Raw genomic sequence first — 13,091 nt, forward strand, 5'->3', positions numbered from 1 at the left:
GTGGTAAATCGGATCACCAGCATGACTGATACTGATCGAACGAGGATGGTGTATATTGCGCATAAAATGAACATCTGCACAATCCGCCAGCTTCGACAGCTCCTCGAAAAACGGCTCATCAAGACTCGTGAGCGTCAATATTGCATCATCCCTTATTCTTAAGACATGTGACGGAGTCTTATCCTTCATTATACGGTCTGAACATATGAGAGCCATCCAGCTCCGGGTGGAGCCTCCGCTCTCAGAGTTTTCTTGCGTTGGCTCTAAGGGGCAAGGAATTGGGAAAGCGAAGGTTCTCCGTTTGCGTTGGTCACTGAATCGACCAGGTCGTGTACCTCTATGTCATGAATGTGAGAGTAGCGCACGCATTGGGAGACGTCATGTACAAGGTCGTCGCTCATCTTCATCGGCAGAAGTTCGCCATCTGGAGCTCGCAGAGTCGAAAGTGTGCGCGTCAAGCGGTGGAGAGCATATCCTTCCCGTATCTGACTAGTTCGGTGAGGAATGGAGAACTGCAGGTAGGCGCGAGCGTATCGATAGGGGAAGCTGGCGTTTAAGATAAGCCAGCGTAGGGCAATCTGTGCGTCCATAGTGACAAGTGAGAAGGAAATAGGACCACCTCGACCGCTTGAACCGAATGCGAAAGATCCGTCGTTGTGGTGTACCACGTGGAGGGCGGGGTCGCCATAGTCGTAGCTCAGCGTGACAGATTCATGTGCTACCTCGTTGAGTGCAAATCGGGCCCATCGGCATTCAGCTAAAGGCCGTAACTCATCGAAACTCAGTGTATCCATTCGAGGAGAATTCCTTTCTCTATGCACTCTGCAATTGACACCATTTCACCTCGTTCATTTAAGAAGATGAATTGCTTACCTCCGCCTTCAAATCCTAATGCGGGGGCGATTGTACCCTCTTCAACAGAGTAGCCACGAGGCAGTTCACCCAGCTGATAACCGTAGAGACGGTCATGAGCTTTCGGAGGCGGCATTGATCGCTTTTCAAATGGAATATGACGGCCTTCAGGTGCCGATGCGACGAATTGTCCCCCTGGATGACCGATCCGGTCGACGAATCGTCCATACTTTTCCTTGATTTGTTGAAGGCTGCTATGGCGCACAACTGAGTCAGGCAAGGCGCCGTTTGTATCTTGAAATCTATAATTCGGAACACCTCTCGAGTTTAAATTCTTTGAAGCCCACGCGTCGTAGGTCGGATACGGCTCTCCGTGCGCGTTCTTCCCAAATGGTGCGGGGCTTGTGTCCCAATGGGGGGTTGCGTCGGAGCGATGCAAGGAAAACTCGGTATATTGAGCTGGGTCTACGTGAGGGGCAGAAGCGTTGATGCGTGTCGAGGGTGTGTCTGCGCCTTTGCGGAGGAGCCTGTTGAGGGTGTCAGAGAACTTCCTGAACAACTCGGTGAGCTTGCCGAGCAGTCCCTTGAGATTCTTGACTGAATCAATGACCTTGTGAACAGTTGTGCTGATCCTGGATGTCATCGTGGCAACACTGGTGGATATTTGCGCCGCGATTGCGGGAATACCCAGCCCAGCGGTGGCAACCGCTTCGATAATGGCAGATGCGAACTTGCCGATGATTTCAGATAGAGCATCACGCACCAGGTCGTGAACAATCTGAACAAGCGTGGCAGCAACGTTAAGAGCCTGCCCCATCGCGCTGGCCCACTTGCCTGCCTGCTCAATCAGCTTACCCAGGTCGGCTTCCAAGACGGTGATCGCGCTGATGGTTTGCCCGCTCATAGATGACAGGTCAGAGCGCGTATACCCGGCCAACTGCTGGGAGCACGCGGACAGCTGACTGTTAATGTTGCCCCACGTCTGAGCATAGGCCGCAACCTGATCCGCATCGCCAGTGAACTCATCGAGCCACTGATCCAAAGGGTGAACATGCTCAAGCACCCATCCGGCACCCATCGCGATCAGCGAACCGATCGGGTCAGCGATAAAACTGGCCGCATCACCCACAGCAGCGAACGCAGCCATACCGCCACTGACCCAGCTGCCTGAATTGAACGCGCCAACCAGCTGCTCGCCGTCTTCAAGAAGAAACGTGCCGGCAAGCGGGCTGGTCGAGTCCTGACGCTGCGCCACCAAAGGATTAACCACGCCGACCTCGCTTCCCCCACACGCTCACCTCATTGTTGAAGGAGCGTGCCAGCTCGTCTTCGTGAGCAGTAAAATCCTCCACAGCAATACCCAGCTGACTGCACAGCCGGTCCAACGCGCTCGACGCGCTTGACAGCGCGTCACGCGCCTGACCTTCCACGAGCGACAGGGGCGGGACCAAAAAAGGCGAACACAACACGCCGAACGCGCCATCACCCACACCGACCTGAACGGACGCATCACGGGCCATCTGAATTCCCTGCCCCACGTGAGCGACATGACACCGGTGCTCATCAAGCTGGTCAGTGTTAATACGCAGATCACCAGTCATTGGTCCGCAAGCTTTCGCACAGTCGGCGAATCAGCACCGAAGATCTCTGAGGCCACAGCAACCATCTGGGTGCGCACATCGCTCAACGCTGCCCTGTACGCCTCCATCACGCTGGAAGTCAACTGGCTTTTCGACAAGGTCGACACCTGGGCGGCGAACTCAATCCTGTCAAGATGACCACTGTGATCCACATGCACCGTGACAATACGATCACGGCTCGAACCACTCCCACACGTATCCTCAGCCCGGCGCTGAAAACTCACCGCCGCTTGGGCATGACGCTCAGCGCCCGCCACCTGACAGTCAACCGCATCATGCGCCCCATCAAATTCATCCACACAACGTATATACGAGTTTGCACGGCATCCCGTCCATGAAACACACGTCACACCTTCAGCCGACACGCGCATAGAGCTGTCGCGCCTCGTTTGGGACACGGGCACCTGCCCTCCAGACCTGCAGGCGCAGACCGTCCCTGTACGACTCAGTCGATGCCGAGTTCCCTGCGCAGACGCTTGACGTGGCCTGAAGCCCTGACGCCATATTGTGCAAGGGCAATTGTGCCGTCAGGGTTGACGACAAATGTGCAACGTTTTGGTCCCAGAATTTTGCGGCCGAAACTCATTTTTTCGCCAAAGGCCCCATAGGCGTCAATCACGGTGCCTTCCGGATCTGACAGCAGCGGAAATGTCAGTAACTGGTTTGCCTCGAACTTTTCCAGCGCCGCCATGTCATCCTTGCTGATGCCGACAACCTCATATCCTGCGCCCTGCAGCGAGGCCAGCGAGTCACGAAAATCGCACGCCTCGGTGGTGCATCCGGGCGTGAACGCACGCGGGTAGAAGTACACCACCACGCCGCGTGCAGCACGAGCCAGCATGTCAGTCAGTGACACAGTGCCGTGCGTGGAATCCAAAGTGAATTCAGGAGCCTTGTCCCCCACCTTCAGTCCAGCCATGGCAGCCTCCTCATGTGTCCGCCGTATTTGTCCGTCGTCATCCACCACTGTAGGTCACGCCCGCTGCGAGCGCTCATGAAGGAACCATCCTGCCGCATCACGGCAACGCTAGAATCCTTTGGACTGCAGCCATCTCATCAGTTCTCGTGTCCTGGCCTCCCAGTAGTCATCCCGGTCAGCCGCGTCGCCCTCGTGCCTCCTATCGAGTTTCCTGCTGTCAATGGCATCCACGATCACCCCGTCACGCAGGTAGACGATCCGGTCCGCGCGCGCAGCGCACACCGGGTCATGTGTCACCATGACAATGGTGGTGCCATCCTGATGTGCTTCCTCAAGCGCCTCCAGCACCTCACCGGTCATGGAGGTGTTCAGCGCACCGGTTGGCTCGTCAGCGAACACGATCGATGGCTGGGTGGCGAGTGCGCGACAGATGGTGGCGCGCTGGAGCTGTCCCCCGGATACCTGGGTGATCTCATGATCAGCTACTGCGCCAATGTCGAATCGCTCCATCAGTGCGTCGACGCGTTCCTCGGCCGCCCTCGTCCCTGACCGTCCGGCAGCTTTCAAGGCGGGCAGCGCAATGTTGTCGCGAATCGTAAAGTTCTTCAGGAAGTGCGCCTGTTGGAAAACGAAACCCATCTCGTGCAGGCGCACGTGGCTCATCTGCTGATCGTTCAACTCGGTGAGCTCATGCCCTGCCAGTTCGACGGAACCGCCGGTGGGTCGATCCATCCCGCTCATGCAGTACAACAATGTGGACTTCCCTGAACCTGACGCACCCATCACAGCGACGAACTGTCCGCGCGGCGCCTCCAGGTCGATGCCTCGCAGCACCTGCGTGGGCGGCTCCGTCGTCGAAAAGGTCTTCGTCAGGCCCTGCACGCGCAGCAGCGTCTGCCCCGCCTGCTGTGTGTGATCTGCAGGTTCGCGCGCTTCCATGTTGTCTGAGGCCATGCGCATTGTTGCCCACACCAGACCAAGTGCAACGGCGCAGATAATATTGCCGATCGCCATCAGGCGTATGCGGTCAAATCGATCGGCAAGCACTCCGGCGGGCGGTGCCAACAGGACGGCGGGCAGGAACCCTGCCAGCGTGATCAGCGCGACCGACGTGCTCAAGCCGGTGTGCTGGTAGGCATAGATGGTCCGAGCGAACGGTGTCAAGTCGTTGCCAGTCTTGGCGATCAGCTGCGCCAGCCAGATCAGGGCGAAGCGGCGTCGGCCTTCGCGTTCGTGTGAGTTGGTAAGCGTCGGAGTACTGGTCGGTGCAGACGAGTTAGCCCCTGAGAGCCCGCCAGTTGGTGGCGGCGCGTCGGTTGGCTAAGGCGTGCCGGTGGGTGCAGCGGTGCTCATCTCAGTCGCGTCCATCCAACACGGCTTGCGAGGCAGTCGCGCCACCCTCGGCGTTCGTGCTCTTTCCCTCGGTCAGTGCGCCGTCGGCCTCCCTCGTAGCTTCGCTCCAGCCGTACACCATTGCTCGCAGCGCATCGTCGTATTGACGGTCTGCATCGTAGCGCCACCCGCTGTTGAACACGGCTGCGAGGTGCGGAAACGAGGCTGGAAGTACCGTTTGGTGGCTCATCTGGTCGGCCTCGCCGCCCACTGGCTCCCCCGCCTCTGCGAGGACATGGCCAACCGTGTAGTTCACCAGAGCGTTCAGCTGGTCAGCGGCCTGGGAGTTCACAGGCATTCCTGCCTCCGCGAGAGACGTCAGCAGGCGTTCCATCAGGGCGAATAGTTCCGGTCCGGTTGCGGGGCGTGTGCCGACGATTGAGATGGCACGAGGGTGTCTGAGCAATGCGCGTCTCAAAGTGTGCATCACAGCGACCAGGTGCTCGCGCCACGAAGGTGTTGTCTGGGCGGCTGCCGGTACGGTGACGTCGCGCCACATGACCTCCATCAGGCCGTCAAGCACCGCCACCTTGTTGGAAAAATGCCGGTAGATCATCATCGGATCGACGCCGAGATCGCGTCCGAGCCGTCGCATGGTCAGTGCGTCGATACCGTCGTCGTCCACGATCTGCATGATGTATCGACGGGGAGGCCCCACAAGTCCTTCCTCCTCATCGTTCGTCGCACACAGGTCGGGACAACCGTCCAGCATGTCAGCGCGCAAATTCCGCTGCGATAGACAGCTGCTGACCAGCATCAGGGCTCTTGAGCAGCGCCAAGCTTGAGGCCGCTTCGGACAGTGTGTCGCGCATATTCAGCAACAATTTGCTCCGGCGCTGCTCGGTCCTGTGTCGGCGACGGTGGGTTTTGTCATGCCGGTGTGGTAAGCGGTGCCTTCGAAGGTGACGGGCACGTATGTGCCGTCAATCTGGACCCATTTGCCGTCTCCGTAGGTGGGGTCTGCCATGACGGTGACCTTGTCGGAGATGGTGCCGTTGTCACCGACTTTGGGGTCGGCCACGGTGGTGGCTTGGGGCTGGAAGTCGAAGATGACTTCGAAGTGCGGCACAGGCTTGTTGATTTCTTCAGGGTCGCCGGGGAACTTGGGTGGGTAGGTGACGGTGTCTTGGATTTGGCCGCTGACATGCACCTTGTTCAGAGAAAAACGCGGAATATGACTGTAAGTGTAAGTGCTGGAGACCGTTCCGTTTCCGGTGGAGCGCCACTCCAGGCTGATCGGCGTGTTACTCGTTTTGCCGGTCCACACGTTCGTGCCGGTTGACGTGAAGACAGCCGGACCCGACAGCGTGACTTTCGCGTTTGCCCCGGCGATCCAGTTGCCCTTGTTATCGGCGGCACCGATGTTGTGGATAGCGCCCTGACGATCACCCTCACCGGTCACTGTTGCATCTTTCGCGTTGAAGCCGCCCGAATTGCGAGCCTCTTGTGCCATTGCCTGCGCAAGGGAGAGGATATCAGGCTGAACGCGCTTGACATCGTTGTACATGGTTTTCACGTCCTGGGCGATGTTGTGTCCGGCATGATCCTGGTCGAAGTTCTGATGGATCAGAAAGCCGAGTGCCGCGCCGTGTCGTTTATCCAGGTTCGGCTGATACTTGTCGAGCAGCCATGCTGCCTGAGAGTTGGTGACTTTCAGGTCGGCTGGGGCGAACGAGCGTGTCCCGCTCATCTTCGATAGCGTAGCGTTCTGGCCTGGTTGAGGGTTGTACTTCCACATCTGGACGCACCAGACGTTTTCTCCAGGCACGCCATTAGGGGAGTCGTAGGGGCCGAACCAGAATCCCCCTCCTCCAAAATCGGTTGCCCCCACGCTGGTGGGGATCCTCATTCCCTTGTCGAGCTGGTAGCCCGCAAGGGACGGCTTTTGCGCCAGGACTACTCCTGCGAAAGCTAACGTGAAGGCAACACATACTGCCATCACGCGACGCAGGGGTGTCGTCAGGCGTTCACCAAGCCTTGACTGCATCGTGGTACTCCTTCATCTAGCTAGAGTGGCGGAAGCGTCAAACCCCCGTCATCTACCACTAATGCGACAAAACAGAAAACACGCGTCGCCCGCGCATCAAGAAGGGGCCTGCCAGCACGTCGGCCAGCAGACCCCTTGGGCAGATCACACGGCTAGCAGTACCCGCCGGTCGCATTGCCGTGCGTGTCGAATTCCCCGCAAATCCGTGTATCGCCTGGATCTTCCCACTCCCACGTGTACTCGTCCTCGCCGCCACTGGGCGCGGGAGTGCTCGGGGCTGGTGCGGGCGCAGAGTAGTCCGGCTCCACGTAGCCGCCGCCCGACGTGTAGTCAGACTCCGAATACGTCGGCTCCACGTAACCGCCAGCAGGCTCACTGGCCGCAGCCTTGGCTTCCTCGGCCTTCTTCCACGCGGCGTGAGAATCCGACACCTTCTGAGCAGCAGCCTTCACCTGGCCGGTCATCTCAGTCAGTTTCGCGCTCATCTCGTCAAACGGGTCAGCCGCCTCACCGCTCACAGCATCAGCCTGACCGATCAGGGCTGTCGCCTCGTCCACAGCTTGTTGCGCCTGGGTGCGTGTCGCCTCGTCACTGACCTTGCCGGTCGTGTCAGACAGAACCTTGATTGCTTTGTCTACTTCCGCCTTGAGAGTGTCGCGCGCAGCCACCATCAGGTCTTTCGCGTGGGAGGCCATTGCGGAGCGAACCTTGTCACTGGCAGTGTCAATTTTCTGGGCGGCACTGGTGAACACTCCAGCCGAATCGTTCAATGACTGCGCACCATCAGCCAGCTCACGGGTAGTGCCCGACTGGGCGGCAGGCATCGTCAGTGCTGCTCCCTCGTCCAGTGCAGCGCGAAGGTCAGCGCGGCTCGAATCCCCGTCAGCCACCTTACCCTCCGAGTCGGCATACAGTTCTTCGCCCTCACTGATCGCGTCCGTCAGGGACGTGTATGCGCCAGTGGCGGCCGACTGCGCCGCGTCAAACTCGCTGCGCGCCTGGCTTGCCGCGTGAGAGCGGTAGGCGCTCACGCCAATAATCGCCACTACCAGTGCGACGACAACCGCGACGCACACCGCCACGACCATAGCCTTGCGGTTCTTCACAAGCCGCGCAAACACGCCGTTTTCTTGAACTCCACCACTCGTACTCATTGCCCTCACGTGACCTTTCTTTTACCCGAGTAAGTTTTGGATTCACCCGAGTTGTGGGACGAGAACACTCCACACGCCACACACGAACGCCACTCACACGATCCGCGCGCATCACTATACTCACAGCATAGCCAACTTCTTATGTAGCATGATCAAGTATGACAGCATTCCGAAAACCTCCGCCCGCGACCTTTCGTACAGAGGGGCCGGCCGAGGCGGCGCGATCGTTCAGTGCACATTCCCCTAGATTCAAGACAAATTGTGCACATACCCCTAAAACTGCCGCGCAACGGTGCACATACCCCTAGATTTAAAGCGAATTTTGCACATTCCCCTAGCTAAACTCCGTGCTGCCGGGTAGGCCAACAAGGAACAAGGCTCTGACCAGCGGTTATAGAAATAGCGCGGAAACCGGATCACGAAGATTTAGGGGAATGTGCACTTCCGCGCTACTTTTTAGGGGCTTGTGCACGGGAAGGCCGAAGATTTAGGGGTATGTGCACGGGAAGGCCCAAGATTTAGGGGTATGTGCATGCCGACCACTTAAATCTAGGGGAATGTGCACTTTCGCGCTACTTTTTAGGGGCTTGTGCACACCGGGCACTGGCAGAGCAGTAGCGTCAGTGCATTAGGAAGTTTATGGAGGACCGGACACGCCCACCCCATACACATATTTCGGGCATTAACCCCGGATCGGGCCACCGCCACACACAAAAAAGCCGGGACACCGCCAACACAATGTCCACGATGTCCCGATACATCACAAGAGTGCGCGAGGGGGGACTTGAACCCCCACGTCAAAGACACTGGAACCTAAATCCAGCGCGTCTGCCAATTCCGCCACTCGCGCGCGACATTTATCTTACGCGGCATCTATTCTAACGGTTTATAGCTGGCACGAGCTCCCTCATGGCTCACACCCCGCGAGACACCGGACACACTCCCCCGCCGAGCGGTCGACTCGATCGTTGCTTCAGCGATCACCTGCGTACCTCGGTACAGCACCAGCGACTGGCCCGGAGCCACGCCGCGGATCGGATCAGCCAGATCCACACTCAGTGCAGGCGCAGCGTCGCCCTCGTCAATATGAACCCCGGCGACAACGGAGGGCGTTCCGTGAGCGCGCACCTGCGCGGTCAGGACATCCTCGGGGACATCTGCCAGCATCCGTCCGGCCAACGCAGACCCGAACGCGACGGTCGCCTCCTGATCAACAGTGGCGAGGGAGCGCGGCGCCATCCACACCACGTCGGTGGTCGAAATGTGATCCACGCTCAGCAATTCAGCAGGCCCGACGATCACCTGATTGGATTGCGGGTTGGTGCGCAGAACGTAGCGCGGCTTGCCGTCAGCGGCCGGTCGTTCCAAACGCAGTCCGCGGCGCTGCCCCACCGTGAAGTTCCAGTATCCACCGTGTTCACCCACGATGTTGCCGTCGGCATCCACGATCTCACCCATGTCCTTGCCAAGGGCGCGCTGCAGGAAGCCCTGCGTATCGCCGTCAGGGATAAAGCAGATGTCGTAGGAATCGGGTTTGTTGGACACGCCCAGTCCGCGCCGATCCGCCTCGGCACGCACCCACGCTTTATCGGGCGCATCGCCTAGCGGTGTGATAACACGAGAAAGCTCCTCGCGCCCCATGATGGCCAGCACATAGGACTGGTCTTTTGCTTCGTCGCGGGCGCGATGCAGCTCGGGACCATCCGGACCGTCGATAACTCGCGCGTAGTGCCCGGTGCACACGGCATCGAAACCGAGGGTGCGGGCGCGATCGGCCAGTTCACGGAATTTCACGAATTCGTTGCATCGCACACACGGGTTGGGAGTATGCCCCTGGCGATATTGATCGACAAAGTCGGTGATGACAGTCCGTTCAAACTCCTCTGCCAGGTCCCACACGTAGAACGGCACGCCCAGTGTCTGCGCCGCGCGGGCGGCGTCCCCTGCGTCCTCCACCGAGCAGCATCCGCGTGAACCGATGCGGCATTCCTGAGGCTGGCTGGACAGCGCCATGTGAACGGCAACCACATCGTGGCCTGCTTCGACAGCGAGCGCACACGCCACAGCAGAGTCCACTCCCCCTGATAGTGCAGCCAGGACCCTCATCTGTCCTCCTTCACAACATGTCCCCGTTCATCGAATCCGTCCATTGCCTGCGCCTGCGAAAGCGCGTCAGGTAGAGCCTGACACAGTGCGCGCACATCGTCGAGGGTTGTTGATGTGGAGACGCACACACGTAGCACGCCCAGTGCTTCACGTTCCGATCTGTCCATAGCCATGACCACCTCAGATGGGCGTGTCACACCAGCATGGCAAGCAGAGCCTGCTGACACCATCACACCGGCTCGGTCCATCGCCATGAGCACCACTTCGGGGTGTGCGGTCGGCATCGACAGGTGAATGATCGAGGGCACGGTGGGCGCATCCCCCACCGTCGCTGACACGCCCTCAGGCAGGTGGTCAAGGATCTCGCGACGCATCTGCGAGCAGTGCCGATGCATATGATCCCGCTCGGAAACACATTCGACCATCGCGGCAGCCAGGGCGACCGCGCCCGCCACGTCCGGTGTTCCCGAACGGATTCCGCGCTCATGCCCCCCACCGGGTCGGTCCGTTGTCAACGGGATGCCGCGCCGCGCGACCAGGATGCCCGTCCCCACAGGCGCACCCACTTTATGTCCCCCGATGCTCAGCAGGTCAGCGCCGAGGGTGTCCATGCTGATCGGCAGGCATGAAAAGGCCTGAGCCGCATCCGTGTGAATGATGGGGCGCTGACCACGCGCAGCTCTTACCGGATCATTACCGGCAGCGCCGAATATGTCGGCAAGCTGGGCAACCGGCTGAATGGTTCCCACTTCCGAGCACACCGTGCACACCGACACCACCGCCAAGTGCTCACTGAGGTGTGCAGCGTCGAGCTCGCCAATGAATGTGATGCCCTGAGCGCTGGAAGGCAGTACCTGCCACGTGAATCCGGCAGGTTCAAGGACCTCGCGCTGATGTGCCACTGCGTCATGTTCGAGGGCGGACACTGCCACAACGCTGCGTGCAGGGTTGACAGCCCGCACCGCGCGAGCTGTCCCCGCCATGGCGAGGGCGTCAGATTCAGTGGCGCCAGACGTGAAGAGCACTTCGTGCAGGTTCACACCCAGCAGGTCTGCGATCTGTTCGCGCGCATCGTCCAGCATCCGGCGGGCAGCACGCCCACCCGCATGCAGGGAGGACGGGTTGCCGGGGGTGGCCGTCAAGTCATGTTGGGCTTTCAGCCAGGCTTCCCGGGCAACGGGCCGAAGCGGCGTGGTCGCCGCAAAATCCAGATAGTGCGTGGGCGTGGTCATTGGTCCTTTCGCGCCCGCAGATCCTCCAGAGCCTGCGGAACGACCTCGAAGATGTCGCCAACGATGCCGAAGTCAGCGATCTCAAAGATCGGAGCATCCGGGTCATCGCACACGGCAATGATCGTGTCGGAGGCTTGCATACCAACAGTGTGGTGGATTGCACCGGACACGCCCAGGCCGATGTACACCGACGGTGCCACTGACACGCCGGTCTGGCCGATCTGGATGGAGCGCGGTACCCACCCTTCATCTGAGGCAACGCGGGTTGCACCCACCGCACCTCCAAGTTCGTCAGCCAGCTGTTCGACCAGTGAGAAGTCTCCGCCGGTGCCGCGCCCGCCGACCACGACGACGTCTGCGTCGGTCAGTGACACGCGTCCGTCACCCGCGGCGTGAACGGATTGTGGGACCTGAACGGCGTCGGCTTCTGCACTGAACTTCACGGGCACGGTGGTCACGTCAGGCGTGGTCGCCGTCTCTGCGTCCTCGGCCTGAACAGACGAGGGCCGCAGACCGATAATCGGCGTGCCGCGAGTGATTTCCATTGTCGTTTCCCATGTTCCGGCCAGAACTGTCTTGGCTGCGTGGAGAACGCCGCCGCTGATATGCACATCTGACACGTCAACAGCCGCACCCGAGTCGAGCTGGACAGCCAGCCGAGCGGCAACCTCTCGCCCTCGGTAATTCGCCACACACAAAATGGCGGCAGCATCTGGAACGCGGTCGAAGCAGGCTCGAACCGCGTCCGCCACAACAGCACTGATGCGCGGCGAATGGCCGGCAAGGTCCGGGCTCAGGACGTGCGCCACGCCCTGCGCTCCCAACGCCTCCATGTCCGGCGCACTGTTCAGAGCGATCGCTGTAATCGGCCCGGTGGTCAGTGAGCGTGCCAGTGTGAGGAGCTGGTGCGATGCCGGGGTCAGCGTGTATCCCTGCGCGTCGTCACCCGTGTGGTCGGTCATCACCAGCAACGGCTGGTCAAGTGTTTCTGCCATAATCAGCACTCCTCCATCAGGTAGCGAGCCAGTTGGTGACCGCCGTCTCCCGAATCGGCCACGATCGTGCCCTCACCGTCGCGTTCACGTTCCTGCGCATCAAGGACGTTAATGGCACGCGGAGCGCCGTCCTGGCGAATCTCATCGAGCGACGCATCGTCCACATCGTCCAGTGAGAGCTCGTCGAGCGGCTTGGAACGCGCAGCACGCATCGTCTTGAACGAGGGATAGCGCGGCTCATTGATCTGGTCGGTTACCGACACGAGGACAGGAGTGGAACTGGTCAGCGTGTCATCAAAGCCATCAGCGGTGCGCTGAATCGTCACAGTCCACGGCCCTTCTTCCTCGCCCGTCAGGCTCATCTGATGGGCAAGACCCAGGTATGGCAGATGCAGGATCGTGGCCAGTGCCGCCGGCAACGCCGAGGTGAGAGAGTCAAGTGCGGCCATTCCGGTGATCACCATGTCGAGAGGCTCATCCTCGCGCAGCTGGTCGAGTGCGGCTCCCAGCACCCGCGCCGTGGTGACCACGTCTGCGCCTTCGAGACGCTCATCAGTGACGAGGATGGCGCGGTCGGCTCCCATTTGAAGTGCGCGCACGAGGGCATCTTCAGCGTCCTGCGGCCCCATTGTCACTGCGATCACTTCACCGCCGTGTTCTTCGACCAGGGAGACGGCAGCCTCGATCGCGTTTTCATCGAGTTCATTGAGCACGTCATCTTCTCCGCGTACCAACCGCCCGTCTTCGATACGACGCTCCGATTGGACGTCAGGTACGTGCTTGACACATACTGCAATTCTCATGCCTTTAGCGT

At 59.9% G+C, this 13,091-nt stretch carries 14 protein-coding genes and 1 tRNA gene; all 15 read right to left on the minus strand.

The genetic code is table 11. The annotated features are described in order from the left end of the window. A partial coding sequence (locus AC1DA5_RS04080; protein ID WP_480289314.1) for a hypothetical protein occupies positions 1-189 on the minus strand: 189 nt, incomplete at its 3' end. Positions 190-263: 74 nt separating this feature from the next. Continuing rightward, the gene (locus AC1DA5_RS04085) at positions 264-794 is read right to left on the minus strand and encodes a hypothetical protein (protein WP_058236954.1); all 531 of its coding nucleotides are present in this window, start codon (positions 792-794) and stop codon (positions 264-266) included. Continuing rightward, a complete protein-coding gene (locus AC1DA5_RS04090; RefSeq protein WP_480289316.1) occupies positions 782-2,122 on the minus strand; it encodes a TNT domain-containing protein in 1,341 nt (446 codons plus the stop codon). The genes AC1DA5_RS04085 and AC1DA5_RS04090 overlap by 13 nt, the downstream gene beginning before the upstream one ends. Continuing rightward, a complete protein-coding gene (locus AC1DA5_RS04095) occupies positions 2,115-2,453 on the minus strand; it encodes a type VII secretion target (RefSeq protein ID WP_074026186.1) in 339 nt (112 codons plus the stop codon). The genes AC1DA5_RS04090 and AC1DA5_RS04095 overlap by 8 nt, the downstream gene beginning before the upstream one ends. Next, on the minus strand, positions 2,450-2,863 hold the full coding sequence (locus AC1DA5_RS04100; protein WP_074026187.1) for a YbaB/EbfC family nucleoid-associated protein: 414 nt from the start codon (positions 2,861-2,863) through the stop codon (positions 2,450-2,452). Before AC1DA5_RS04100 ends, AC1DA5_RS04095 begins: the two co-directional genes overlap by 4 nt. A 74-nt stretch (positions 2,864-2,937) precedes the next feature. Next, complete coding sequence (locus tag AC1DA5_RS04105) at positions 2,938-3,411, minus strand: peroxiredoxin (RefSeq protein WP_070725212.1); 474 nt, start codon at positions 3,409-3,411, stop codon at positions 2,938-2,940. Between the two features lie 108 nt (positions 3,412-3,519). Next, complete coding sequence (locus tag AC1DA5_RS04110; RefSeq protein ID WP_480289431.1) at positions 3,520-4,617, minus strand: ABC transporter ATP-binding protein; 1,098 nt, start codon at positions 4,615-4,617, stop codon at positions 3,520-3,522. 148 nt (positions 4,618-4,765) lie between these two features. Further along, the gene (locus tag AC1DA5_RS04115) at positions 4,766-5,515 is read right to left on the minus strand and encodes a TetR/AcrR family transcriptional regulator (protein WP_480289318.1); all 750 of its coding nucleotides are present in this window, start codon (positions 5,513-5,515) and stop codon (positions 4,766-4,768) included. A gap of 102 nt (positions 5,516-5,617) precedes the next feature. Continuing rightward, a complete protein-coding gene (locus tag AC1DA5_RS04120; protein ID WP_480289320.1) occupies positions 5,618-6,790 on the minus strand; it encodes a hypothetical protein in 1,173 nt (390 codons plus the stop codon). 152 nt (positions 6,791-6,942) lie between these two features. After that, the gene (locus AC1DA5_RS04125; protein WP_480289322.1) at positions 6,943-7,944 is read right to left on the minus strand and encodes a hypothetical protein; all 1,002 of its coding nucleotides are present in this window, start codon (positions 7,942-7,944) and stop codon (positions 6,943-6,945) included. A 769-nt stretch (positions 7,945-8,713) separates the two neighbouring features. Continuing rightward, positions 8,714-8,794: transfer RNA gene (locus tag AC1DA5_RS04130), tRNA-Leu, on the minus strand. Between the two features lie 23 nt (positions 8,795-8,817). Beyond that, positions 8,818-10,050, minus strand: a complete 1,233-nt coding sequence (gene mnmA, locus AC1DA5_RS04135) for a tRNA 2-thiouridine(34) synthase MnmA (protein WP_092648664.1) — start codon at positions 10,048-10,050, stop codon at positions 8,818-8,820. Then, on the minus strand, positions 10,047-11,282 hold the full coding sequence (locus tag AC1DA5_RS04140; protein WP_092648665.1) for a cysteine desulfurase family protein: 1,236 nt from the start codon (positions 11,280-11,282) through the stop codon (positions 10,047-10,049). The genes mnmA and AC1DA5_RS04140 overlap by 4 nt, the downstream gene beginning before the upstream one ends. Next, positions 11,279-12,277, minus strand: coding sequence for an electron transfer flavoprotein subunit alpha/FixB family protein (locus AC1DA5_RS04145; protein ID WP_070726917.1), 999 nt, complete (start codon positions 12,275-12,277; stop codon positions 11,279-11,281). Before AC1DA5_RS04145 ends, AC1DA5_RS04140 begins: the two co-directional genes overlap by 4 nt. Before the next feature lie 2 nt (positions 12,278-12,279). Beyond that, positions 12,280-13,080 carry an electron transfer flavoprotein subunit beta/FixA family protein gene (locus tag AC1DA5_RS04150; protein WP_058236966.1) on the minus strand — a complete coding sequence of 267 codons (801 nt, stop codon included), beginning with the start codon at positions 13,078-13,080 and terminating at the stop codon, positions 12,280-12,282. Between the last annotated feature and the right edge of the window lie 11 nt (positions 13,081-13,091).

Source organism: Pauljensenia sp. C0254C2 (genome assembly GCF_056583835.1).